Annotated in this window: 21 protein-coding genes; 7 read left to right on the top strand and 14 right to left on the bottom strand. The window is 41.9% G+C overall.

The features are described from left to right. Nucleotides 1-114 precede the first annotated feature (114 nt). Nucleotides 115-1,119, bottom strand: coding sequence for an aldo/keto reductase (locus tag ACESMA_RS10300; protein ID WP_372948723.1), 1,005 nt, complete (start codon nt 1,117-1,119; stop codon nt 115-117). A 140-nt stretch (nt 1,120-1,259) separates the two neighbouring features. Here ACESMA_RS10300 and ACESMA_RS10295 point away from each other — a divergent pair, with 140 nt between their 5' ends. The 3 genes from ACESMA_RS10295 to deoC are packed head-to-tail and all read left to right on the top strand — an operon-like array spanning nt 1,260 to nt 6,772. Beyond that, nucleotides 1,260-4,727 carry a T9SS type A sorting domain-containing protein gene (locus ACESMA_RS10295; RefSeq protein ID WP_372948722.1) on the top strand — a complete coding sequence of 1,156 codons (3,468 nt, stop codon included), beginning with the start codon at nt 1,260-1,262 and terminating at the stop codon, nt 4,725-4,727. 25 nt (nt 4,728-4,752) lie between these two features. Next, on the top strand, nt 4,753-6,048 hold the full coding sequence (locus ACESMA_RS10290) for a serine hydrolase domain-containing protein (RefSeq protein ID WP_372948721.1): 1,296 nt from the start codon (nt 4,753-4,755) through the stop codon (nt 6,046-6,048). A 10-nt stretch (nt 6,049-6,058) separates the two neighbouring features. Beyond that, nucleotides 6,059-6,772, top strand: coding sequence for a deoxyribose-phosphate aldolase (gene deoC / locus ACESMA_RS10285; protein WP_372948720.1), 714 nt, complete (start codon nt 6,059-6,061; stop codon nt 6,770-6,772). A gap of 77 nt (nt 6,773-6,849) precedes the next feature. Here deoC and ACESMA_RS10280 read toward each other — a convergent pair whose 3' ends face one another. Then, nucleotides 6,850-7,215 carry a T9SS type A sorting domain-containing protein gene (locus tag ACESMA_RS10280; RefSeq protein ID WP_372948719.1) on the bottom strand — a complete coding sequence of 122 codons (366 nt, stop codon included), beginning with the start codon at nt 7,213-7,215 and terminating at the stop codon, nt 6,850-6,852. Nucleotides 7,216-7,263: 48 nt separating this feature from the next. After that, the gene (gene kdsB / locus ACESMA_RS10275) at nt 7,264-8,004 is read right to left on the bottom strand and encodes a 3-deoxy-manno-octulosonate cytidylyltransferase (RefSeq protein WP_372948718.1); all 741 of its coding nucleotides are present in this window, start codon (nt 8,002-8,004) and stop codon (nt 7,264-7,266) included. A 181-nt stretch (nt 8,005-8,185) separates the two neighbouring features. On the opposite strand from kdsB, the gene ACESMA_RS10270 reads away from it, so the two are divergent. Genes ACESMA_RS10270 through secG form a run of 4 tightly spaced genes read left to right on the top strand, consistent with a single transcriptional unit; the run spans nt 8,186 to nt 10,924 of the window. Beyond that, nucleotides 8,186-9,415, top strand: coding sequence for a sigma-54 interaction domain-containing protein (locus tag ACESMA_RS10270; protein ID WP_372948717.1), 1,230 nt, complete (start codon nt 8,186-8,188; stop codon nt 9,413-9,415). 3 nt (nt 9,416-9,418) lie between these two features. Beyond that, nucleotides 9,419-9,934 carry an LptE family protein gene (locus ACESMA_RS10265; RefSeq protein ID WP_372948716.1) on the top strand — a complete coding sequence of 172 codons (516 nt, stop codon included), beginning with the start codon at nt 9,419-9,421 and terminating at the stop codon, nt 9,932-9,934. 2 nt (nt 9,935-9,936) lie between these two features. Next, nucleotides 9,937-10,542: a tetratricopeptide repeat protein gene (locus ACESMA_RS10260; RefSeq protein WP_372948715.1), complete on the top strand. Its 606-nt coding sequence runs from the start codon at nt 9,937-9,939 to the stop codon at nt 10,540-10,542. A 10-nt stretch (nt 10,543-10,552) separates the two neighbouring features. Further along, nucleotides 10,553-10,924: a preprotein translocase subunit SecG gene (gene secG / locus ACESMA_RS10255; protein ID WP_372948714.1), complete on the top strand. Its 372-nt coding sequence runs from the start codon at nt 10,553-10,555 to the stop codon at nt 10,922-10,924. 65 nt (nt 10,925-10,989) lie between these two features. On the opposite strand, the gene ACESMA_RS10250 is transcribed toward secG, so the two are convergent. The 11 genes from ACESMA_RS10250 to ACESMA_RS10200 form a co-directional block, all read right to left on the bottom strand. Then, entirely contained in the window at nt 10,990-11,577 is a 588-nt protein-coding gene (locus ACESMA_RS10250) for a hypothetical protein (protein WP_372948713.1), read from the bottom strand. Nucleotides 11,578-11,836: 259 nt separating this feature from the next. Continuing rightward, nucleotides 11,837-13,462 (bottom strand): thiamine pyrophosphate-binding protein, encoded by a 1,626-nt coding sequence (locus ACESMA_RS10245; protein ID WP_372948712.1) that lies wholly within the window; start codon nt 13,460-13,462, stop codon nt 11,837-11,839. A 71-nt stretch (nt 13,463-13,533) separates the two neighbouring features. Continuing rightward, nucleotides 13,534-14,040, bottom strand: coding sequence for a shikimate kinase (locus tag ACESMA_RS10240; RefSeq protein ID WP_372948711.1), 507 nt, complete (start codon nt 14,038-14,040; stop codon nt 13,534-13,536). Nucleotides 14,041-14,083: 43 nt separating this feature from the next. Continuing rightward, nucleotides 14,084-16,738 carry a DNA gyrase/topoisomerase IV subunit A gene (locus tag ACESMA_RS10235; RefSeq protein ID WP_372948710.1) on the bottom strand — a complete coding sequence of 885 codons (2,655 nt, stop codon included), beginning with the start codon at nt 16,736-16,738 and terminating at the stop codon, nt 14,084-14,086. A 4-nt stretch (nt 16,739-16,742) separates the two neighbouring features. Then, a complete protein-coding gene (locus tag ACESMA_RS10230; RefSeq protein ID WP_372948758.1) occupies nt 16,743-16,985 on the bottom strand; it encodes a type II toxin-antitoxin system RelE/ParE family toxin in 243 nt (80 codons plus the stop codon). 38 nt (nt 16,986-17,023) lie between these two features. Further along, entirely contained in the window at nt 17,024-17,260 is a 237-nt protein-coding gene (locus ACESMA_RS10225; RefSeq protein WP_372948709.1) for a hypothetical protein, read from the bottom strand. 75 nt (nt 17,261-17,335) lie between these two features. Further along, entirely contained in the window at nt 17,336-19,252 is a 1,917-nt protein-coding gene (locus ACESMA_RS10220; protein WP_372948708.1) for a DNA topoisomerase IV subunit B, read from the bottom strand. A 141-nt stretch (nt 19,253-19,393) separates the two neighbouring features. Further along, nucleotides 19,394-19,687: a PG0541 family transporter-associated protein gene (locus ACESMA_RS10215; protein WP_372948707.1), complete on the bottom strand. Its 294-nt coding sequence runs from the start codon at nt 19,685-19,687 to the stop codon at nt 19,394-19,396. A gap of 10 nt (nt 19,688-19,697) precedes the next feature. Beyond that, a complete protein-coding gene (locus ACESMA_RS10210) occupies nt 19,698-22,829 on the bottom strand; it encodes an efflux RND transporter permease subunit (RefSeq protein ID WP_372948706.1) in 3,132 nt (1,043 codons plus the stop codon). Between the two features lie 35 nt (nt 22,830-22,864). Further along, nucleotides 22,865-23,926: an efflux RND transporter periplasmic adaptor subunit gene (locus ACESMA_RS10205; protein ID WP_372948705.1), complete on the bottom strand. Its 1,062-nt coding sequence runs from the start codon at nt 23,924-23,926 to the stop codon at nt 22,865-22,867. A gap of 7 nt (nt 23,927-23,933) precedes the next feature. Beyond that, nucleotides 23,934-24,725 (bottom strand): TolC family protein (locus ACESMA_RS10200; protein ID WP_372948704.1); only part of this gene is annotated, 792 nt, incomplete at its 5' end.

Genomic DNA, 24,725 nt, shown 5'->3' with positions numbered 1-24,725 from the left:
TGTTCAATAAATAACAGTCATAGCATCACTTTGAGCGATACTATGACGAATATGTTGCAAAGATAATTTTTTGCAAAGATTCCGTGTTACCTTGAAAATAAGCTTAATCAATTTTTAAGCTTCCTGCCGTTTAAAATATTCCACTTTCCCTGTAAGTGCAATATCTTTTACTTTTTCGATGAGTGCCATTCGTTGTTCTTCGGAATATTTGGAAAAAGAACGTGCCAGTGCAATCTTCTCGTTCATAAATGTGGCATTTTCGCATCCGGCAATTAATACCGAAACAGGCAGCGACCACACAAAATACATGGCTTCTTTAATGCTCAAATAATTGGGAATGACAGGATCATCATTCGTCCAGTTAGCCTGCTCTTTTTTGGCAAAGAACCGCCCGTCGGCCAACGATTTCATAGCCATAATTCCCAGGTTACGATCGAGTGCTTTCGGCATTACATTTTCGGTAAAACTGAAATAAGACGGATCAAGAACATTTACCGGCATTAGAACACCATCAAACAGATCACTTTTTTCAGTTTGTTCCAGCATACGGGCATGTGCATACGGATTTTGGTGGCCGGTAAAACCAATGTATTTGATTTTTTCCTGTTCTTTTGCTTTTAACAATACTTCCAGCACTCCGTTTGAAATACGGTCGTCCACATCCTGCGGGGTGCGAATGGAATGTACCTGGTATAAATCTATCTGATCGACTTTTAATCGCCGAAGCGAACCTTCCAGGTGTTCCTGCACTGTTTTGGCATCGGGGCCGGTGGTTTTGGTCATCAAAAAAATCAAATCGCGGTACTTCGGTGTCAGGTACTTTCCGTATCGTTCTTCACTTACACCTTTTGAGTAACTTTCGGCGGTATCGAAAAACCGCACACCACCTTCCAGCGAAGCTTCAATTACTTCCTGTGCATCGCGTTCAGTCGTCCAGCCAACGTGGTAACCTCCCGTGCCAAGCATGGTAACGTACTCGCCTGTCCGGCCAAATTTTCTTTTGGGAAGGACTTCACCCAGCCGGTCATTTTCTGAATTTTTCCCAAAAGCGGCACTGCTAACGGATAAACCTGCGGTTAATCCTGCCAGTGATTTTAAAAATGTTCTGCGGTCTGCCATAATATTAGTTTTTTATTAATTAGAATTATATACTATGATTCCGATATTTTGTTCATCTATTCAAGGTAATTCCAATTTGATTTTTAATATTTTTGTCTGGAAAGCTAAGATTCTGCTTGCAGAATTATAAAATCATAACAATGTACACATTTTTTTTCAGGTTTATTTTCATTATCCTTTTTGCTTTAAATGGAGTAATATCAGCACAAACAGGATTAAACCAGGATTCGACGAAAATTTTTATTGGTTCGGGGCAAAATCAGATTATAATTCCTATTCTCGATTCGATATCATCTAAAAATCCTCAAATTGAAGTGTTTTCGGCAGATGCCAACTTGTTGGAAGTATTGAATACCGATTACGTTTCCGGGCAAACCTTCGTTCTTGTGAATGTTGAAGAAAAAGGAATTACCGGGATTGTTAACCTTACAGTAAAGCTGCAATATGAAGAAGTATCTGATTCAATTGATTACATGGTGCGAATTGATCCCTACCATAATCCAGGTATGCTTTTTCAGATTCACGATATTGTATTTTGGCAGGAAGCCATTCCCCTGACAAACGAACCGGTTTACGAAAAAATCATTCAAACTTCAGCAGGACCTTACAATCAACTCAATTACAGCGAAATTCCCCTGACGGTAAATATGGATTGCACTGGCGCTTCCTGCACCGGACACGATTTTTTTACCTCTTTGTATAAAGGGTACCTGATTCCACCTGCCAGTGGTACCTATCATTTTTATATGCGTTCACAGGACAGGCATACCCTTTGGTTGAGCCCGAATGAAAATTTCTCAAATGCTCAAAAAATTGTCGCCCGAAGCTCAAATCATGGCAATGCGGGCACTGAAATCGGGAACCAGACAACCAAATCGGCACCAGTAGAACTGGAAGCCGGGAAAGTTTATGCATTTTATGCCACACAGTGGATTATTCATACCACCATTGGAGGCATTTTATGGGATGGCCCCGGTATTAATATGGGTTACATTCCCGGAGAACATACCATGCCGGTTTATGATGTAACCAAACCCACTCCACCTGCCAATCTCATTCTATCCTGGCGTTCATCTTTCGGTTTTTTGATGAATTGGAGTCCTTCTTCAGACAACAACAAGGTATCAGGATACAATATGTACCTGAACGGATACCGGATTAATGAAGAACTCATTAAAGAAAAAACATACAGGGTTGAAAATCTTACAGCCGAAACAAGCTGGCAGATTGTTGTTACAGCAGTGGATTATTCCGGAAATGAGTCCTTTATCAGTGAAATACTTGAATTGGAAACCCATAAAGCAGACAACCAACCACCTGCGCCACCCCAAAATTTAGAGGTACTGCAGGCAACCGGTCTGGCTTTGAAACTCGAATGGAGCGGAGCAACCGATAACGAAACCGAGGTAATTGGTTACAATTTTTATATTGACGATGTACTTTACAATACTTCTGATTATATTTTTGAAAACAAAATTGTGATTCACAATTTACTCCCCGAAACTGTATATTCCATATCCATTGAGGCCATTGATGCCGGCTTGAACGTTTCTGACAAGAGTGAAATATTCAGCGTTTCCACCGCAGAATTCGACCCAACCGGGCCCAATCTTGGTGAACGGATAGGGAAGGTAGTGGTTCACAATAAAAACACATCGTGGAACGAAGGAATCGGATTGAACGGCCCTTACGAAAACGGCGACATGGTAAACAAACCGGAAGTCAGGCAATTGGTTAAGGATTTTCAGGCAGGAGCAGTCAGGTGGGGCGCCATTTCTGCCAACTCAAAATCATTCCAGGGTTCGGTAGGGCCTGGCAAAGCAAATACTTACGGCAAAATGATGAACCTTGCCAATGAAATTGGCGCCTGGTTTGCCCTGACAGTTGGGGTTAAAAACGGTCTGGATTACCGCACCGATCCGAATACCTTTTTATACCTTCTGGAATACCTTGCAGGAGATGCTAACACCGCCTGGGGAACAGTCCGCACTTCCGAAGGATTTGCCGAGCCTCTTTTGCAACAAGGCAAAGGTATCCTGCTGGAATTTGGAAATGAAGTTTGGGGTGCAGCGGTACACGATGCTGAAATCGGTTCCGATTATGCCAAATATGCCAAGTGGGTCAGAGATATGACGGAAGTTGTCAGATCTTCACCTTACTATGATCCGGAAAAAATTATTATGGTGTACAGTGGAAGATACCCTCACCCCGACAACAGTTACGGTGTAAATACAAAAGTATTGACGGGCGACAAAGGTCATGCCGAATGTTTGGGTGTTTCAGGATACATGGGTGGTAATCTCAGTTACGATCCTGAAATTCCGAAAGGCGAGTCGGAACTCGATTACTACAAAAACAGTCTGGAAATGTCAAGAAAGAACATCGAAGGTTTTGTGCTGACCATGAAAGAGATGCTGAGTTTGACCGGCACACTGAAAACATTCTATCTGTACGAATCGAACATGACCACCACTTCATACAACGGGAGGTTCGGACAAGCCATTGTTTTAACTGATTACCTGGCCAATTCCATGAATTACGGAACTATTTTACCCAGTATTTTTCACCTTACCGGTGGTCAGTGGAGAATTACCCAGCCGGCAGAAAACTACAAACAACTGCCGCTTTACCATACCGGTAAATACTTTAACCGGTTTTGCAAGGGACACATTCTGGGGTCTGAGTTTATATCGAACAACAAAATCACAGATTCCAATAACAAAATTATTAATTACGACGCAGTTGGAGTTTATGCCTACAATTCGGGAGAACAATTCAGTATCTTGATGATGAACCGTGACTTTGAAAACGATTTTACCATTCAACTGGAATTGCCTGCCGGTTTTGATTTTTCTGAAAATGCCACTGTTTATACCATTTGGCAGGAGGATTTCAGTTCGTTTGAAACAAATATCGATTCAACGGAAGTAACGCTTTCCGATGATTTGCTTATTCGTGTTCCAAAACATGCCATGGTTATTGTCTCCATAGAGGGCGAAGACCCCGGTTATGAACAACTTCCGTTGGGTTACTACGACCGTGTTCGACCTGAAAGCCTGAATGTAACTTCCACCCGGAATTTTATTATCGATGCAAACCTTGAAACAGATATTATTCGTACTGAAATTTTGCCTTCAAACGCTTTCAGCACTGTTGCCATTCTCGATGTAACTGAAAATACTACGGAGAGTATTCTAACTCCGCTTTCGGGGGGAAGGCTTCACATCAAGGCTTCGGGAATTTGCGGCGATGAAGGGTACATTAAAATTCATGCGTATGCGGCAGATAATCATGCCCTGAGCGATACGGTTACCGTGCTGGTCACCAATCAGGGAACCGATTGCCCCTCAACAAGCGCCAAATTGGTTGATATAAATGGTCAGCCGCTGTTTTATCCCAATCCGGCAACCGAAAAGATATACTTCAGCAAAAGTCTGGACAGCATATCGCTGATAGAAATTTTTGACTACCAGGGAAAAAAGGTTTTTCAAACCGATTTGAGGGGCGGGCATGAGATTTCGGTGGAAAAATTCCAATCTGGATTCTACGTAATTGGTTTGATAAAACCCGATGGAACTTATTTAACGGGAAAGATGCAGAAAAATTAATTGATATATTTACAAAATTTAAACGATGAAAAAATCAATCTTATTATTTTCAATAACCCTTTTGCTTTCGTTTGCTCTTTCAGCCCAAACCAAATCCATTCAAAAATCGCCTGTTTTGGCAGAAGCTTCGCCTGAAAGTGTTGGGATTTCCCCCGAACGTCTGGCCCGAATTGACCAAATGTGTGATGAGGCAGTTGCTCAAGGGCAGGTGCCTGGAATTGTTTCGCTGGTGGCACGCGATGGTAAAATTGTGCACTGGAAAGCATACGGAATGGCCGAAAATGAAAAAAACCGCCAGCTTAAACGCGACGATATTTTTCGTATTGCTTCTCAATCAAAAGCCATCACATCAACGGCAGTAATGATGCTTTGGGAAGAAGGTAAATTTCAACTGGATGATCCCATTTCAAAATTTATCCCGGAATTTAAAAATCCGCAGGTATTAAGCAGGTTCAAATACAACGATACAACATGGACCGGAATTGCTGCCAACAAAGAAATTACCATAAGGCATTTGTTAACACACACTTCCGGCATTGGTTACGGATTGATCGATGGTGATGAACGCATGCAGATGATTTATCAAAAGGCTGGAATTACCGACTTGTTTACCACCGAAAAAATCACCATTGGAGAGAGTGTAAAAAAACTGGCTAAACTTCCCCTTCACCATCACCCGGGTGAGAAATATACTTACAGCGAAGGGCTGGATGTGCTTGGGTACTTCATTGAAGTAGTTTCGGGAATGCCGTTCGATGAATTCCTGAAAACCCGCATTTTCGATCCGCTGGGAATGAATGACACCCGGTTTTACTTTCCCGAAGCAAAAGTTGACCGGCTGGTTGCCGTTCAGCACAAAATAAACGGAGAATGGGTAAAATACCCGGTTACCTTTTACGATACCAATTACCCGGTAAAAGGTGCAAAATCCTTTTTCTCAGGTGGCGCAGGGCTTTCGAGCACGGCAAAAGATTATGCCACATTCCTGCAAATGTACCTGAATGGCGGAGAATACAACGGAGTACGCTTATTAAGCAGGACAACTGTAAGAAGTATTATGGGAAATCAGACCGGTGAATTATTTGGGGGAATTGAAAAACACTACGGCCTGGCTTTCGGTGTGGTTACTCCTGAAGGGCAGGATAAAGGTGGAATTGGCAGTGAAGGCACATTTGACTGGGGCGGCTATTTTAACACTCAGTATTTTGCCGACCCCGAAGAAAATGTAATCGGAATAATTATGAAACAAACCCAGGGACCCACAAACGATCAGACTGGCTGGAAATTCAGACAACTTGTTTTTCAAACTATTGATGACTAAAATATTAAAAATGAACAAAGTAAAAGAACTCGCAAAAATGATTGACCACTCTATTCTTCATCCGACCATGACTGATGAAGATTTGCGCAGGGAATGCGATGTGGCTAAAAAGTATGATGTAGCATCGGTTTGTGTTAAACCTTATGCCGTAAAAAAAGCCGTTGAACTGCTCAAAGGTTCGGATGTACTGGTAGGTTGTGTAATCGGTTTCCCGGCAGGGAATTCATCCATAGAAGTAAAGGTATTCGAAACCGAAGTAGCCTGCAACGACGGCGCTGTGGAGATTGATATGGTGATTAATATTGGCAAAGCACTACAGGGTGACTGGGATTACATCGAAAATGAAATTGGTGCAGTTACACAAAAATGCCATGAAAACAGTGCCATCGTAAAAGTAATTTTCGAAACCGATTATGTGACCCAAAAAGAGGACATTGTCAAACTGTGCGAAATCTGTACAAAAGTGGGTGCCGATTATGTGAAAACATCCTCGGGATTTGGTTTCGTAAAAGGCGACGACGGAAAATATTCCTATCAGGGAGCAACAGTCCCCAATCTGAAACTGATGAAAGCCAGCGTAGGGCCAAAAATTAAGGTAAAAGCAGCCGGCGGGGTGCGCGCGCTTGACGGATTACTCGCTGTGAAGGAAGCCGGATGTTCCCGCTGCGGAGCCACTGCCACAATTACCATGTTGGAAGAAGCAAAAAAACGGTTTGGAAATTAATTACCAAACAATCCGGGTGACATAACTACTTCAATCATAAAATTTTAACATGAGATAAACTCGTGCTGGAAAAGTTTTTACCGGGAGGAAACAACAAGTTTTTTAACCACAACCTTATTTTCGGTGGTTTTTACCCGAACAAAATATATTCCGTTGGGAATTTCATCAAGTGATAAAAGATATTTCGGAGTTCCAAAATCAATTTTGCGAGAAATAACCTCTTTGCCGGCAATATCAATTAACCTGATTTCATTGATTTCACCGGTATTCATTTCAAGGGTAATTCGTCCGGTTTCGGTTGGATTTGGGTAGATTTTCAGCTCGAAACGATTTTCCTGTGTTAATGCGGGCTGGTCCTGTTGCAAAAACAAATTTCCCGGATTGCCTGAAAATCCGGTAAAAGTGATTACAAAAAATAACATTAAAAGTATTAATCGTTTCATAGCTGGAAATTTACAATTTATAAGTCTATCAAGCAAATTTTATGCCTTTTATTTGAGAAGCCACTCTGCAGCCAATTGTAAATCCTCTGGCGTATCAATACCAATACTTTGAAAACTGGTTTCTGCTGTTTTTATGCGGTATCCGTTTTCAAGCCATCTTAATTGTTCCAACGCCTCGGCCCGTTCGAGTTTCCCAGGATCAAGCCGCGTAATTTCCTGAAGAACATCATTTCTATAAGCATACATGCCAATGTGAGCCCAGAATTTATTGGCCAGCAACCAACTGTTTTCTTTTTCGCCACGGATATATGGAATAGAAAACCGGCTGAAATACAATGCATTTTGATCGTTGTCTAGAACTACTTTGGGCCGGTTCGGGTTAAAAAGTTCTTCTGTTGAATCAATGGCTTTTACAAGGGTAGCTATTTCAGTTTTTCCGTTGAAACACGCCATCAGTTGCCGGATTTGTTCAGCTTTTATAAACGGTTCATCGCCTTGAACATTAATGACGACATCAAATTCAACTTCATTTTTCAACAGCCTGGCCGCCTCGGCACAACGGTCGGTACCGCTTCGGTGAGAAGAATCGGTATAAACTGCTTTCCCGCCAAAAGCTTCAACTGCATTAAAAATCCGGTCATCGTCTGTAGCCACCCAAACATGGTCAAGTGCCTGCTTCACATTTTCATAAACCCATTGTACTAAAGGCTTTCCACCCAGCAAGGCCAAAGGTTTTCCCGGGAATCGGGTGGATTGGAAACGGGCAGGTATTAGTGCAATAAACCTCATTTTTATATTTTAAAATTTTTGCGTGCCAAAGATAACGATTATAAATACCAGATACCGAAATTGGTTCAGAATATTGACAATCAGCCAACAGAAAAAACAAAAAAAGGTTAATTGAAATCTGTTGGGGAATATTGCCGGCGAAAAATTGTAAATTTGTGCCTTTATTGAATTACAATTGACAATGGATATTCAGGATATAAAACAAAGGTTTGAAATAATTGGAAACTCACCCGGCCTGCACAGGGCTATTGAAGTAGCGGTTCAGGTTGCCCCAACCGACCTTTCTGTTTTAATTTCAGGAGAAAGCGGAACAGGAAAAGAAGTATTTCCACAAATTATTCACCAGTTTTCGAGCCGTAAACATGGAAAGTACATTGCAGTGAACTGTGGCGCCATTCCTGAAGGAACCATCGACTCTGAATTGTTCGGGCATGAAAAGGGGTCTTTTACCGGTGCACTCTCCGACCGCAAAGGTTATTTTCAGGAAGCTGATGAAGGCACTATTTTCCTGGATGAAGTGGGTGAATTGCCGCTCTCTACCCAGGTGCGTCTTTTGCGTGTGCTTGAATCCGGTGAATTCATACGGGTAGGTTCATCAAAGGTAATAAAAACCAATGTGCGGGTAATTGCGGCAACCAATATAGATATTACCAGGGCAATAGAAGAAGGAAAATTCAGAGAAGATTTGTATTACCGGTTAAATACGGTTCCCATAGTTGTTTTACCGTTGCGTAAAAGGCCAGAAGATATTCACCTCCTCTTCAGAAAATTTGCCCGTGATTTTGCCGAAAAATACAGGATGCCCCCGATACGGCTCGAAGAAGAAGCGCGCATTATGCTGGAAAATTACAGGTGGCCAGGTAACGTCAGACAACTAAAAAATATTACGGAACAAATTTCAATAATTGAACAAAACCGCGACATAACAGCCGATGTGCTGCAAAGGTATCTGCCACCGCATTCATCTAAAAACCTGCCTGCTCTTTTTTCCAAAACCGAAGAAAAAAGTTTTTCGAATGAACGCGAGATTCTTTACAAAATCCTGTTTGATATGAAACGGGATATGAATGATCTGAAAAAACTCGTCCTCGACATTGTGGAAAATAAAGAAGCACCCATTTCCGGCGATCAGGCGCAGATTATTCGTAATCTTTACGATTCGGAAGATATTAATCTTTCGCAGCGCGAACATTCGTCGAAACCAATACACATTCCGTCAATCGATAAAAACAATATTCAGGATACCGAAGAAGTGATAGAGGAATCTTTATCGCTGGAAGACAAAGAGATAGAGCTGATTAAAAAAGCGCTGGAAAAATATAACGGAAAAAGAAAATATGCCGCAGAGGAATTGGGAATTTCGGAACGGACACTTTACCGGAAAATTAAAGAGCACAACATAAAAGGTTGAAAAATGCAAAAAAAGTTTGTTTTATTTTTTATCATCACCATTCTGTTTGCAGGCATTACCAATTCATGCAGAATTTCATATTCGTTTACAGGGGCAAATATTTCTCCTGCCGTAAAAACCTTTTCTGTTTACTATTTTCCGAACCGGGCAAGACTGGTAAATCCCACACTCAGCCAGTCGTTTACCGAAGCCTTGCGCGAAAAACTGCAACGACAAACCCCGCTGAATGAATTGGCGGAGGACGGTGATTTGATTTTTGAAGGACAAATTACAGGCTACGAAGTACGTCCCATGTCTATTCAAAAAGAAGACATGGCCGCACTGAACCGCTTAACAGTTTCTGTGAGAGTGAAATACACCAACAACATTGATCCGGACCAAAGCATAGAACAAACATTTTCGGCATTCGAAGATTTTGATGCTGCAAGTTCGCTCAGCGCTGTAGAGGATGGTTTGGTACCCGAAATTATAACAAAACTTACTGAAGATATATTTAACGCAACACTGGCAAACTGGTAACCATGCAAAAAGAAACATTTTACAACTTAATTGAAAATCCGGAATTACTTGATGCAGAAACACTGCCGGAATTGAAAAAATTAACGGATGAACACCCCTCCTTCCAGGCAGCCTGGTTACTCTATTTAAAAAATCTTCAAATTACCGGTCACCCTGATTTGGATTCAGAACTAAAAAAAGTCGCGCCACTGGTTGCCGACAGAAAACAATTGAACAGGATTTTAAATTCTGATAGTGAAAAAAGTACCGGGAATTGGGTTTTTGAACAACAATTGGCAACACCTTCCGAATACATTATGGAAAATTCCGGAGAAAACCTTTCGGGCAACAACTTAATAGACAAATTTCTTTCGGGGCAGCCAGGGCCAATAAAACGAGGGAAAATTCAATCTGAAGATATAACAGAAAAGTTTGATAATGAAATAGTTGAAAAATCAGTTAGCGAAAGTGACGAACTGGTTACCGAAACACTGGCCATGCTTTATTTCGAACAAAAAAAATACGATAAAGCCCTCGAAGCTTTTCAAAAATTAAGCTTGAAATATCCGGAAAAAAGTGTTTACTTTGCAAGCCGAATTGAAGAAATAGAAAAATTAAAAAACATTTAACTGATATACAATGTACACGTTAATTACAGTTTTAATATTTATAGTTTGTGTTTTGCTGATTCTGATAGTACTTGTGCAAAACTCAAAAGGTGGAGGTTTGGCCAGCAACTTCCAGTCATCGAACCAGATTATGGGCGTTCGCAAAACCACCGATTTTCTGGAAAAAGCAACCTGGGTTTTGGCCGGCGCATTGCTCGTACTTTCCATTATGGGTTCTGCTTTTATTCCACGCGAAAGAATGACTCAGGAACAATCGAGGGTTCAGCAACAGATTGAAACCGCGGTAGATCCCACGCAGGTTCCCAATTTCCCCACCACAGTTCCGGAAACCGGTTCAGGAGATGAAATTCCTCCGATGCCTTCTGAAGAAGACAACAACTAATTTTAAAAACATAAATGCTTATGAAAAGCCATCTGCCGGAAAGCAGGTGGCTTTTTTCGTTTATCTTATTTATCTTCTCTTTTTTTGGGATGGAAATAATAGGAAAAACCAAAACGAATATCATTGTTATCACTGGGAAAAATTACAGTCCTTCCTGGATAATTATTTGTTCCCTCATCAGAAAGTTTACGATAGGTAAACCACGAAAATATTGAAAAATTGGGTGTGATATTATAGGAAAGTTTAGGCCCGAACATATAAAATGAAACCAATTTTTCAGGATCAAAATTGGATTTTATTGAAGCATTTAAACTAACGAGGCCTTTAAAAGAAATACCAAAATTCTTGTGGTTAACCAGATAACCTTCCATTACCGGGGAAACATATAGTTCGTGATAGCGGGGGTTTCCGGCGATATCCAAAGCTCTGCCTCCACTGTATTCAATTTCAGCACCCAAAGCAATATGGCGGAAAAGAAAATACTGCCTATTTAAAGAATAATCAAATCTGGTTAATTTATTTTCACCGTGAGATCTCATTTTAACCCAATATCCTGATCCTCCAATACTCCACGAATTTTTTTCGGGTTGGGCGCTAACTGAACTGATAAAACAGAAAATAATGAATGATAATAATGCAAATTTTTGTTTCATGACTTAAATTTTAGATTTAAAAAACAGATAATAAAAGTAGTCGGGTTTAAAAAATTTTCTTAAAAACAGATTAAGTTGCGCACATAAAACCTGGTCATATTTAACATTAATGTATTCAAAAGTAAAGTCCTTCATTTATCTATTTTCCGACTTATGTCAGAAGTGTTGATCTTTTAAAGCTTTTTAGAGAAACTTTACTTTTTAAAACGAATCATTTTTTTGGAGAGGGCCCACCTATATTTCCGTCTGATTCCGAATACTACTTGTTTTTCTGCAGCACCAGTTCATCGTATTCTTTTCCATCTACAAACGCTTCAATAATTACCGGGCCACTGGCCGAAAAAGCTTCTGCAAGAATTTTTATGTAACTTTTATAATCTTTTGCCTGGTAAACAGGCACGCCAAAATAATGGGATGAAGGCTTTTCAGGTTGCACGGGAAGTGAAGTCCCGTAGTTGCTTTGGTATTTCTGTTTCTTTTGTTTTATTCGAATGAGGGATAAACTATCATCAACCACTACCACAAAAACAACGTTTAAACCCAGTTGCCGGGCAGTGGCCATTTCGCCGGCCATCATCCGGAAACCGCCGTCACCGGTGAGGCAGGCAACTGGCAATTCAGGGCGGCAGTGTTTAGCGGCAATGGCAGCGGGAATGCCAAAACCCATAGACGACCAGCCGTTGGTCATCAAAAGTTTTTCGGGCGAAGGTGTTTTCCACATTTGGCCGGCCAGATGCAGGTGAGCACCCACATCAAGCGTTAAAATTCCGTTTTCGGGCAGTGCTTCCCGTAAACCGCTCACCACGGCAAGCGGACCAAAACTTCCTTCTGGCGGCTCCAGCAGACGAAACATTTCCAGTTTGCGTGCCTCAATCGTTTTCCGGTTCCAGCTCTTTGGCGGGCAATCAACTTTCAACAGTTCGTTTACGGAAAATTGTAATTCGCCCAAAACGTCAGTTACATCAGGAATCACATCGCGATCCACATCGGCAGGGCGGTTACAAAAATGGAGCAAAGGAACGCGGAGCATCCAATCTTCGTAATTGAATTCCACCGGATCGTAACCGATTCCAATAACCAAATCGGCCTCCGAATAGGTTTGTGCCACGTGATTCGACAACGCATGAAACAGCACACCAGCATACAACGGGTGGTTTTCAGAAAACATTCCTTTGGCCATGGGAGTAAGAACAACGGGCAAACAAAACTTCTCTGCCAGATTTAAAATGAGGGTTTGAATTCCTGCCCGAACTGCAGTCAAACCAACTGCAAGCAAAGGTTTTCGGGCGTTTTTAAAGCGTCGTTTTGCAAATTCCATTAATTCTGAAGGCGCCTCAAAAACAGGTTCTTTTTCAAACCGGAGAAAAGGTTCATCGGAATGACCAGCCAACTGATTTCCAATTCCTGCAGGCACACCAATATGAACAGGACCGGGCAATTCTTCAATTGCAATGCCGGATGCTTTCAACAAAACTTCGACCACATTGTCTTTATCAATGCGGGTTGTCCATTTTGTAAGCGGTTGAAAAAGCGTCTGGTGGTCGATGTTCATTTGTACAGTTCTGTGCCTTAAATGCGCAGGCATTTCATCTGTAAAAACAAGTGCCGGCATGCGGTCGAGCAAAGCACATCCCACGCCGGTGGCCAGGTTGGTGGCACCCGGGCCAAAAGTACCGAAGCAGGCCCCCGGAACACCAGTTAACCTACCGCAAACAGCCGCCATAAATGCAGCAGATGATTCGTGTCCGGTCAATACAAATTCAATTCCTTCCTCTTGCCTGATTGCCTCGATGTAATCAATCATATTCCCGCTGGGAACTCCAAAAACAAATTTTACTCCGATTTCTTTCAGCGTGTGGGCAAATTCACGGGCTACTGTATTCATGAAAACCAGGATTAAAGATTTTCCGGCAATTTAAGGAATAATGACCGGAATATATATGGCTATGCTCAGATTCAGTCCTTTTGAATCATTTTCATCATGTCGTCCAAATCCACATCGGGTCGGGTAATCTGGTAATGGGCTTGTTTGTAAAATTTATTACGTTTTCTGAGGGTTTCATCGATAAAGGCCACCAACTCTTCTTTCGATTTTCCTTTGATGAGCGGGCGTTCGGTTTTTGATTTCAGCAGCCTGCCGGCCAGAATTTTCGGGTCTATATTCATGTAAATGGTTTTGCCGGTTCGGTTCATTAAATCTATATTATCGAAAAAGCAGGGGGCTCCTCCGCCGGTGGCAATAACCACATCGGAAAATGCTGAAAGTTCCTCCAAAGCCTTTCGCTCTTTTTTGCGAAATTCAGCTTCACCATCTTCAGCAAAAATCTGTGGAACAGATTTGCAATTGCGTTTTTCAATGTAATGATCCATATCGATAAACTGAAGCCCGGCATACTTTGCAAGTTTGCGTCCCAGAGTCGATTTTCCACACCCCATATATCCTATCAGGTAAATTCTCATCATTCAGCAAAAATAACAGGCAAAACGAAAAAGACAAATTCCGGTATCAAAACAATGACATTTGATTCGGGTCTTCCTCTTTCCCGGGTCTTTTCACCTCAAAAGGAATGTCGTCGAAGCTATCTTTTGGTTTTTCGGTTTCTTCAATCTCCTCATCTTCAGGTTTATCATGTTCATCTTTTACAACCGGTTCAACCTCTTTTATATTTTCTATGCTGTAATTGGAAAGCCGCTTACCCTTTGCTTTCCACGATTTAACTCCGATAAATTCCGCCACCTCAATAATTTCATTTTCCCGTTCGGCATGTTTCCCGCCAAATTCAATTTCAAGGCGTGGATAACGCACCCAGGTAATGCTAACCAATTTGTTTTCGGCATTTTCACCAATAAACCGAATGCGTTTGCCTTCTACCTCGTCAATTTCAAATCGTTTCACGTAGTAAAACTCTTGTTCAGCATCGTAATAAACCGCTGAAAGAATTTTCCCGGGGTCGAATTTTTCTATGGTTAGAATACCGGGGTCGAAATGATTGCTGAGGTCGAAATTGTACAACTCGTATTCGCCATTTTTGTAAATAACAAGAATATTATCGTCGCCCAGGAATTCGCCGAGGTATTTCCCACGACTGTCCGCATTTAGGCGAAGTACGTCCTGGTCGAACCAGATTTTACGCCCGCCAAGGGTTGAAACGCCTTTTTCCTTGAGTGAGATTTTATGCACTTCATGTTTGGTCAGAATGTTCCCCATAGATTGCCGGCCTTTTATAGCCAGCTCGCCCATGTCCGCTTCTAAAGTCAGCTTTTTGATGCGGGGCTTTGGTTTCAGCAGAATTTTCAGCGTTTCGGCCTCGCCATTCGGATTGGCAGAAAAATAGGTAATGCGCGAACCTGGAGTTCCTTTGGTGACATCATATTCTTTGTCGCGGGTAACACCGGTAACCGGGAACCGTTTCATATACGAATATCCGGTTTTGCCATCGCGATAAACAACGTTGTAAATGGTTCGTTTGTCGTTTCGTTTAAAAACGGCCAGGTAGAGCGGATTTTTGCCGATGAATGCTTTTTCGGAAACTTTGGTAACAAAATAGGTTCCATCGCGCCTGAAAACAATAATGTCGTCAATGTCAGAACAATCGCAAATGTATTCGGCTTTTTTCAGGCCAATACCCATAAAACCCTCCTTGCGGTCAACATACAGTTTTTCGTTTTTTACCACCACTTTAGCTGCCACAATATTTTCGAAGCTCCTTATTTCTGTTTTCCGTTCGCGGCCATTGCCATATTTATCTTTTAAATGCTTGAACCACTGGATGGTGTACGGCACTATATTATCTATATTATTCTGAACCTCTTCAATTTCATCTTCAATGGCGAGAATATTTTCATTGGCCTTGTCGGTGTTGAATTTCAGAATTCTTGCCATTCGGATTTCCATCAATTTGAGAATATCCTCACGGTTAATTTCCCTTTTGAATTTCGGTTTCCAGGGGTCCAGGCGCTTATCAATGTGTGCCACCGCCTGATCCATATTTTCCGAGTCTTCAAATTTCTTGTCTTTGTATATTCGTTCCTCGATAAATATTTTTTCCAGCGAAGCAAAATGCCAGGCTTCTTCCAGCTCCGACTTTCGAATTTCGAGTTCCAGTTTAAGCAATTGAAGCGTACTGTCAGTCGATCGTTTAAGGATTTCCTTTACGCCAATAAAGTGAGGTTTGTCATCGTGAATAATACATGCGTTTGGCGAAATAGAAACTTCGCAATCGGTAAAAGCATAAAGCGCATCAATAGTTTTATCGGATGAAACACCAGGCGCCAGATGCACCAGAATCTCTACATTTTGAGCGGTATTGTCGTCAATTTTTTTGATTTTGATTTTTCCCTTATCGTTCGCTTTTATGATGGATTCGATAAGGGTGGTTGTGGTTTTTCCGTAGGGAATTTCATTAATAACCAGCGTTTTATTGTCTTGTTTCTCAATTTTTGCCCTTACCTTCACTGCACCGCCACGAAGCCCGTCGTTGTATTTGCTGCAGTCAGCCATTCCGCCTGTGGGAAAATCGGGCAACAGTTCAAATTCTTCTTCTTTTAAATATGCGATGGAAGCATCGATCAATTCGTTAAAATTGTGCGGAAAGATTTTTGAGGCCAGCCCTACGGCAATTCCGTCAACTCCCTGGGCCAAAAGAAGTGGAAATTTTGCAGGCAGGGTAACAGGTTCTTTCTTCCGTCCGTCGTAGGACAATTTCCATTCGGTGGTTTTGGCGTTAAAAAGCACCTCCAACCCAAATTTTGATAAACGTGCTTCGATGTAACGTGGGGCGGCTGCACCATCGCCGGTAAGCATATTTCCCCAGTTTCCCTGGGTATCAATCAACAATTCCTTTTGTCCCAGTCCAACAATGGCATCGCCAATGGAAGCATCGCCATGCGGGTGATACTGCATGGTTTGCCCTATAATGTTGGCTACTTTGTTGTAACGGCCATCGTCCATTTCACGCATGGCATGCATTATGCGTCGCTGAACCGGTTTCAGCCCGTCGTTTACGTACGGAACGGCACGTTCTAAAATTACATACGAAGCATAATCGAGAAACCAGTTGCGGTACATTCCCGGCAAATAAATAATTTCTTCCTTTATGCCTTCCGAACCTTTGTCTGGTTGTTCTTCCGTATTTTCGCTATTTAAATTCTCTTCTGACATTCTGCTATATTGTGCTTTCTATCTTTTTCGGATTTTGTCTTGAATCCCAGATTCTTAATACAACTATTTCCTCTGTGATTTCATAAATTAAAAAGTAACTACGTACTATTTTTATTCTGATGTTCTTTTTGTTGGTTGGTTTTCCAATAAACGGATATTTTACAATTAATTTAAGCGCTTCACGAAACAGTTTATCGAGTTTTTTGCTGTAATTGACCGATTTATTTTTTTCTTTCCAATAAGCCAGAACTTCTTATCTGTCATTTTGAGCCTGAAAAACCCAAACTATTCTCCGAGCCATGTATCAATTTCTTTATCAGCTTCATCGCTGTTTAAATACTGACCTTTACGATATTGCTCCCTTGCTTCATTAATGGAGTTGGTTTCCTCATCAGTAAAGTGATAAACCCCGGTGTCTGTTTCCTCCTCTTCAACCAACCTGTAAATTTCCTGAAAAAGATATTTGTTCTTCATCCGGGTTATTTTTCCGATTAACCTTTTCTTCAATTCTACGTCAGTCATTACAGAAATTTTTAAACTTTCAAAATACAAATATTACACTTAAAAAGTAACGGCTTTTCGCGATAAATCGTGAATTTAAGCCACCTCATCTTTTTCTACATACAAATTATCAATAATAAAATCCTGCCTGTCAGGTGTGTTTTTCCCCATGTAAAATTCGAGCATTTGCGAAACCGATTCATGTTTTTTCATTAAAATCGGGTCAAGCCGAATATCTTTTCCAATAAAGTTGCCAAACTCATCGGGAGAAATTTCGCCCAACCCTTTAAACCGGGTGATTTCGGGTTTTCCTTTCAGTTTTTTAATGGCTTCCCTACGTTCTTCTTCGGAATAGCAGTAATAGGTTTTTTGTTTGTTCCTAACCCTGAAAAGCGGCGTTTGCAGGATGTAAAGATGCCCTTTGCGAATGAGTTCAGGGAAAAACTGAAGGAAAAAAGTAATGAGCAAAAGACGGATGTGCATTCCGTCCACATCAGCATCGGTTGCAATTATAATTTTACTGTACCGCAAGTCGTCGATGCTGTCTTCAATGTTTAGAGCAGCCTGTAAAAGATTAAATTCTTCGTTTTCGTAAACCACTTTTTTGGTAAGCCCGTAAGTATTCAGCGGTTTTCCCCGCAGGCTGAAAACGGCCTGGGTGTTAACATCGCGCGATTTAGTGATGGAACCACTTGCCGAGTCGCCCTCAGTAATAAAAATGCTCGACTCATCGGCACGTTCATGGTTGCTGTCGAAATGAATGCGGCAGTCACGCAGTTTTTTGTTGTGCAAACTTACTTTTTTAGCCCGTTGTTTGGCCAGCTTTTTAATTCCCGATATGGCTTTACGCTCGCGTTCCGATTCTGATATTCGCCTGTGTAATGCTTCAGCAGTTTCTGGATTTTTATGCAGGTAGTTGTCCAGCTCTTTTTGCAAAAAATTTCCCACATGTGCCCGCACCGAAGGGCCGTTCGGTCCAATATCTTTTGAACCAAGTTTCGTTTTAGTTTGCGATTCAAAAACCGGCTCTTCTACCTTAATGCTTACCGCAGCCACAATTGAGGCGCGGATATCAGACGGATCAAAATCTTTTTTATAAAAATCTCGAATAGTTTTTACATACACTTCGCGAAAAGCCTGAAGGTGTGTTCCTCCCTGTGAGGTGTGCTGCCCGTTAACGAAAGAATAGTAATCCTCTCCGTACCGGTTTCCGTGGGTTATGGCAATTTCAATATCTTCGCCTTTCAGGTGAATGATTGGGTAAATGGGATTGTCATCAATGTTCTCTTCCAGCAGGTCGCGAAGGCCGTTACGGGAATAAAATCTTTCTCCGTTGTATTCGATGGTGAGGCCAGAGTTCAAAAAGGTGTAGTTTTTTATCATATTCACTACATAGTCGCTGATGTAGTGAAAACTGCTGAAAACCTCGGGATCGGGTTCAAATGTTACCAATGTACCGTTGGGTTCGTCAAGTCCGGTTAATTCTTTTTCACCGGCAATAATCCCCTGGCTGAATTCAATCTCTTTTGCTGCACCCTCACGAACAGAGCGAATGGTAAATTTCGATGACAATGCGTTTACTGCCTTAATTCCAACGCCATTTAATCCTACCGATTTTTTAAAAACCTTGGAATCGTATTTTGCACCGGTATTCATTTTGCTGGCTACATCCAAAAGCTTGCCCAGCGGAATCCCCCGGCCAAAATCACGCACAGTAACCTTATCGTCTTCAATTTTGATGGTTATTTTTTTCCCATGCCCCATCATAAACTCATCCACCGAGTTATCCATCACTTCTTTCAATAGTACATAAATGCCATCGTCGGAGGCGGTACCGTCGCCCAACTTACCAATATACATACCGGGCCTTTTCCGTATATGTTCCTGCCAGTCGAGTGTACGTATTGTTCCTTCGTCGTAATTCGGAGTCATATTTTTCCTGAATTTTGGCACAAATATAACCAAAACAGCGCTGTTTTGTGCCGGCAAGATATCACCAAAAACTAACAACATAAAGTTGAAAAGTTTAGCCTGAATTATTAGTGTATAAACCGGTTTAGATAAAAAGTCATTTGAAATTTCAAAAAAAATAGTAAAAAAGCAGATTCATGGTTTCACGGCATCTGCTTTTCCACATTTGAATTAGAAATTCTGCTAAACAGTTCTTTCTATGTTCCAGACAAACGCTCTGACACCTACTTCTTCGTGTATTTTGTCCAGTTTTTCAACGGCATCGAGTAATTTATCTACTTTTTCATCGGGAATTATGGTAAGGGCAGCCGAGTTCATTTCGGGCCAGGTATGCGTGCCCATGCGCGGTTCGCCGGTATTTGTTCCCCTGCCTCTAACTTCGCTAAACCATGTGTAACCTCTTATTTCCAACTTATCGAACATATATTCCACACGTTCGGTATTGGTTTGGTTGAATACTATCATTACTGCTTTCATTTCAATGCTTTTAATTTGTTCCGTTTTCCAGGAAACGAATTTGTTTTACAACATTTTTCTTTTTGTCGCGCTCTCCATGATGTGCCAGCAACCCATACATCACCGGAACAATTACCATGGTAACCAAAGTGGAAAATATAAGTCCTCCAATTACAGTAATCCCCATGGGCCGCCATAATTCAGCGCCTTCGCCGGTGCTAAGTGCAAGAGGCAACATACCCAAGATAGTAGTTGCGGCAGTCATTAATACAGGGCGCAAACGTGATTTTCCGGAAACGGCAATAGCTTCGTACAACTCCAGTCCACGGTCGCGCATAAGGTTGGTAAAGTCGATAAGAACAATACCGTTTTTCACCACAATTCCAATTAACAATACCGCACCAAGTGCAGCAACAAGGCTTAGGGTGGTTCCTGTAATGAAAAGCGCCAAAATAACTCCTGTAAATGCAAACGGAATGGAGAACATAATTACAAAAGGCATGGTAAACGATTCGAACTGGGATGCCATTACAATAAATACAAGAATAAGGCTGATTACCATCAACAATCCCAAATCCATAAACGATTCCTGCTGATCTTCGTAAGCACCGCCCACATTAAGTAAAACTTCCTGTGGAATTTCAAGTCCTTCCAGTTGTGCATTTATCCGGTTAGCCAGTTCACCCAAAGCTATACGATCGGGTTTTGCAGAAATGGTTACAATACGTTCGCGCCTTTTGCGCTCTATATTTGGCGGCGACCAGTATTCCTTTATTTCACCCAGCTCTTTGAGCTTAATACGGCCTCCTGTTGGAGCAACTACAGTAAACTCTTCGAGGTCGGTAATTGAACTTCTGAATTCCTCTTTCAGCCTTACACGAATATCATATTCTTCTCCCTCTTCTTTATACTGCGAGGCAACCATTCCGCTTACACGGTTTCTGATGATGGATGAGACCTGCGAAGTAGTAAGTCCGTGCAGAGCAAGTTTGTCGCGGTCGAGCACAAACTGCAGTTCGGGCTTGTCGGTTTTGCGGCTCACCTGAACATCGATAGCTCCCTCAACAGTTTCAAGCCTTTTCTGAATCTCCCCGGCCAATGCATTGGTCTGGTTAAAATCGTATCCGTAAACTTCAACATCCACGGTGTTGGTTGTTCCACCCATTCCCTGGTTAGAAGTGGACACAGTGAAATTGATCACTTCGGGCAAAGCAGCAATTTCTTCGCGTAATTCAGCAGCAATATCCCAAACTGACCGTTCACGGTCCTCCACATCTGAAAGGCGCATCATAAAATTAATCAGGTTTGAACCGGTAGTTGTAAAAAGAGAAAACATGCCCCCTTCGTCATCTGAACCGGAAGAAGCAGCCATAACCTGCACTTCAGGAAATTTTTCCCGAATTACATTTTCAAGATAACGTGCTGTTTTAATGGTTTCTTCCACCCGCGTACCCGTCTGGAGTTCAATTTCTGCCTGAATACTGCTTTCGTCCGACTCGGGCATAAAATCAGTTTGAATAAATTTCATCATAAAAATAGACCCAATAAAAATGGCCAAGGCGACAAGTAAAGTAAACAGTTTGTGCCTGAGCGCCCAACGCAGGGTGTTTTCGTAAAAATTATCGAGAAAGCCCAACCCTTTTTCAATGGTGTTTTCATAACTCAATGCTCCCGGATTTTTCTTTTTCGGGCGCAACCTCAAAAATTTGGATGCAAGCATTGGTGTAAGCGAAATTGCCGCAAGGGTTGATGTAACAACGGTTATGGTAACAATCCAGCCAAGCTGGTTAAAAATTACACCAGTCATTCCTCCCACCAGTGTCAGCGGGAAAAATACGGCTACTACCACCAGTGTAGTAATAATTACGGCCAGCCACACCTCGTTTGTTGCATAAATGGCGGCTTCGCGCGGAGTGGCCCCGCGTTCAACATGCCGGGTAATATTTTCAAGCACAACAATGGCATCGTCAACCACCATACCAATGGCAATGGAAAGTGAGGTTAATGAAATAACGTTTATGGAACTCCCCGTTACAAACAGATAAAGAAATGCCACAATCAAAGAAATTGGAATGGTAAGGACAATAATAAACGTTGCCCGCCACCTTCCGAGGAAAAACAAAACCACAAGCACAACAAAAAACAGGGCATACAAAAGTGTTTGCGACAAGTTGTTAACCGAACCTTTAATGAATTCCGAAGTATCCATAATCAGGTTAATTTCGACATCAGGGGGAAGTGTTTTTTGCAGTTCTTCGATATTTGCCCGTACTTCGCGTGCTACTTTTACCGTATTGGCTCCCGACTGTTTCATCACAAACATCCGAAGGCCGGTTTGGCCATTTATCTTTTCGTCGAGCGAAAGGTCTTTTATGGAATCGCGCACCACCGCCACATCGCGAATATAAACCGGCTTACCGGCCATATTTCCAACTACCAGGTTTTCTATACGCGAACTTGTTGTAAATTCACCCTGAACCCGCAACTGGTAGTCAATTTTTCCCATTTTTATGTTTCCTGAGGGCAGGTTCATATTTTCTGCGGAAATGGTGCTGCCAATTTGCTCAATAGTAAGATTATAAGCCTCCAGAAGCCTGGGATCGGCATCCACATAAACCACACGCCGCGGCGCACCCATCAGCCCAATGGAACCAATGCCCTCAATACGGTTCAAGGGATTCACAATTTTTTCATCCAGAATTTTTTCCAGACCAGAATAACTTTCCTGGGCCGTAACCGCATAAAACACAATGGGCATCATGCTGGTATTAAACTTGAATATTTGCGGACGTTCTGCTCCTTCGGGTAAAGTATTGATTACAAAATCAATTACATCCCGAATGTCGTTGGTAGCTTCATCGAGATTTGTTTCCCAGTCAAATTCAAGATTAATTACCGAAAGGTTATCGGTTGAAGTTGATGTAATCTCTTTCAAATCATCCACCGAGTTTAGTGCGTCTTCAATGGTTCGTGTAACATTGGTTTCAATATCGCTGGCGTTGGCACCCGGGTAAGTCGTCATTACTGAAATAAACGGCGGGTTCATTTCCGGGTAAAGATCGACAGGAATTTGCACCAGCGAATAAATACCCATTACCACGATTGCCGTAAAAATCATGACCGTGGTAATCGGCTTATTTACTGCATTTTTATAAATACTCATTTTCTTTTCTTTTTAATGAAGAATTTTGGAGGATTTTACTGAATTACTTTAACCGGAACGCCATCGAGCAAGCGGGCCTGGCCACTAATTATAACTTTATCGCCCGGCTCCAGATCATCCGAAAACACTTCAATACTGTCGTCGTACCTTTTTCCGATAGTAACGGCTACTCGTCTGGCAATTCCGTTTTCTTCCACAAAAAGGTAACGATCATTAGATCCCTGCATTTTCAGCACGGCAATACTGGGCATTAAAATAGCCTCCTCTTTGTCGAGATCGAGGGTAACACGTGCAAACATTCCCGGCCTGAGCAGCCTTTCGCTGTTGCTGATTTTCAACTCTGCATGAAATGTACGGTTTGTTGCATCAATGGTAGGATGAATCCTTTCAATTCTGCCTGTAAAATTCCGGTCGGGGTAAATATCCACCTTAATTTTTGTTTCCATTCCGGTTTTTACCTGCGGAAAGTATTTTTCAGAAAGCGGAACCAGTGCTTTTAGCTGGTTTATTTGAACCAGAGACAGAACGGCTGCTTTCCCGGCCTGAGTATTTGGCGCGCCGGAATACATTTCACCCGGTTCAAAATACCTTCCTGAAATTACCCCTGAAAAAGGAGCTAAAAGCTGGGTGTTTTCCTTTAAAAATTCTACGTTCGATTTGGCCACTTCGTATTGAGTTTTCAACTGGTCATATTGCTGCTGGGGCACACTTCCGTATTTGGCCAGTGTATCCAATCGTCTGAAATCAACTTCAAGGTTTTTAAGCTGCACTTCGGCCTGATGCAATTGGGTGCGATCCATCTGCACCAGCAATTTACCTGACGAAACCTGGTCGCCCACTTCAGCAAAAATTCCCTCAATACGCCCCGGAGAAGCCGGAACCAAATGAACTTCTTCGTAGGGCTCAAGTGTTGCCGGGTATTCAACAGAGCGGGCTACGGTTTGCATTTGAAGCTCCATTACCCTAACTACTTCTTTGTTTTCAGCAGAATTATCAGTCTGATTTGCAGATGATTCTTCCTGTTTGGGAGTGCAGGCACTTAAAACGGCAATTGCCAGAATTAATGCGGCATTCAATTTTTTAATCTGTTTCATCATTATCGTCTTAATTGTTTATTATTTTTCCGGTTAGTGTATTCAAAGCATTTTGTGCCTGTAACACTTCAAGCATAGCAGTCAGGTGCTCCGACTCGGCTTGCAGATAGTTATTGTCGGCAGTGGTTAATTCCAGGCTCGAAATCATTCCCTGCTCGTATTTTCTGCGCAGGTTTTGATATACTTCGCGCGAAACTTCCACATTTTTCTTTTGAACCTGGTAACTTTCAATGGCGCTTCTTAAATTAAACTGCAATTGCTTAAACTGAATGTCGAGTTGTTCTTCCATCAGCGCTTTGTTGTTCTGCATGGTTTCCAAATCAATTTTTGCCTGTCGTACTTTGGCTCTGCGTTCGCCGCTCGAAAAAACAGGAATATTCATTTGAAAACCAATCATATGCCTCGGCGACATGTCGAATGCCGGTTTCAGAATCTTCTCGGTGTAGTTGTAATAACCCGAAACTGTGGGCAAATAGCTGGCTTTCTGCATGGTTATTTGTTTTTCGGTTATTTCTTCCTGAACTTCAAGCAACTGAAAGTCCAGGTTTTGCTCCGGAACAAAAGAATTGGCTGTTCCATCCACAGGATTTTCAGCCAAAAAATCGGTTAGCGACTGTGTAAGTTCCAGCTCTGTTTCGGCAGTAACCCCGATCTGAACCCGCAACAGGTTTTTGGACATTTCGTATTGCCGTTCGGCCGAACGCACTGCATTTTTCAGCGAGTTCACCTGCACCGAAAGCTGATCGAGCTCCACCTTTTCCATCATGCCAACGCGCACCAGCGGTTCGGTTTTTTTATATAC

This window comes from Mariniphaga sp. (genome assembly GCF_041687215.1).
GTDB lineage: Bacteria > Bacteroidota > Bacteroidia > Bacteroidales > Prolixibacteraceae > Mariniphaga.
This window is presented reverse-complemented; position numbering and strand designations above follow the sequence as displayed.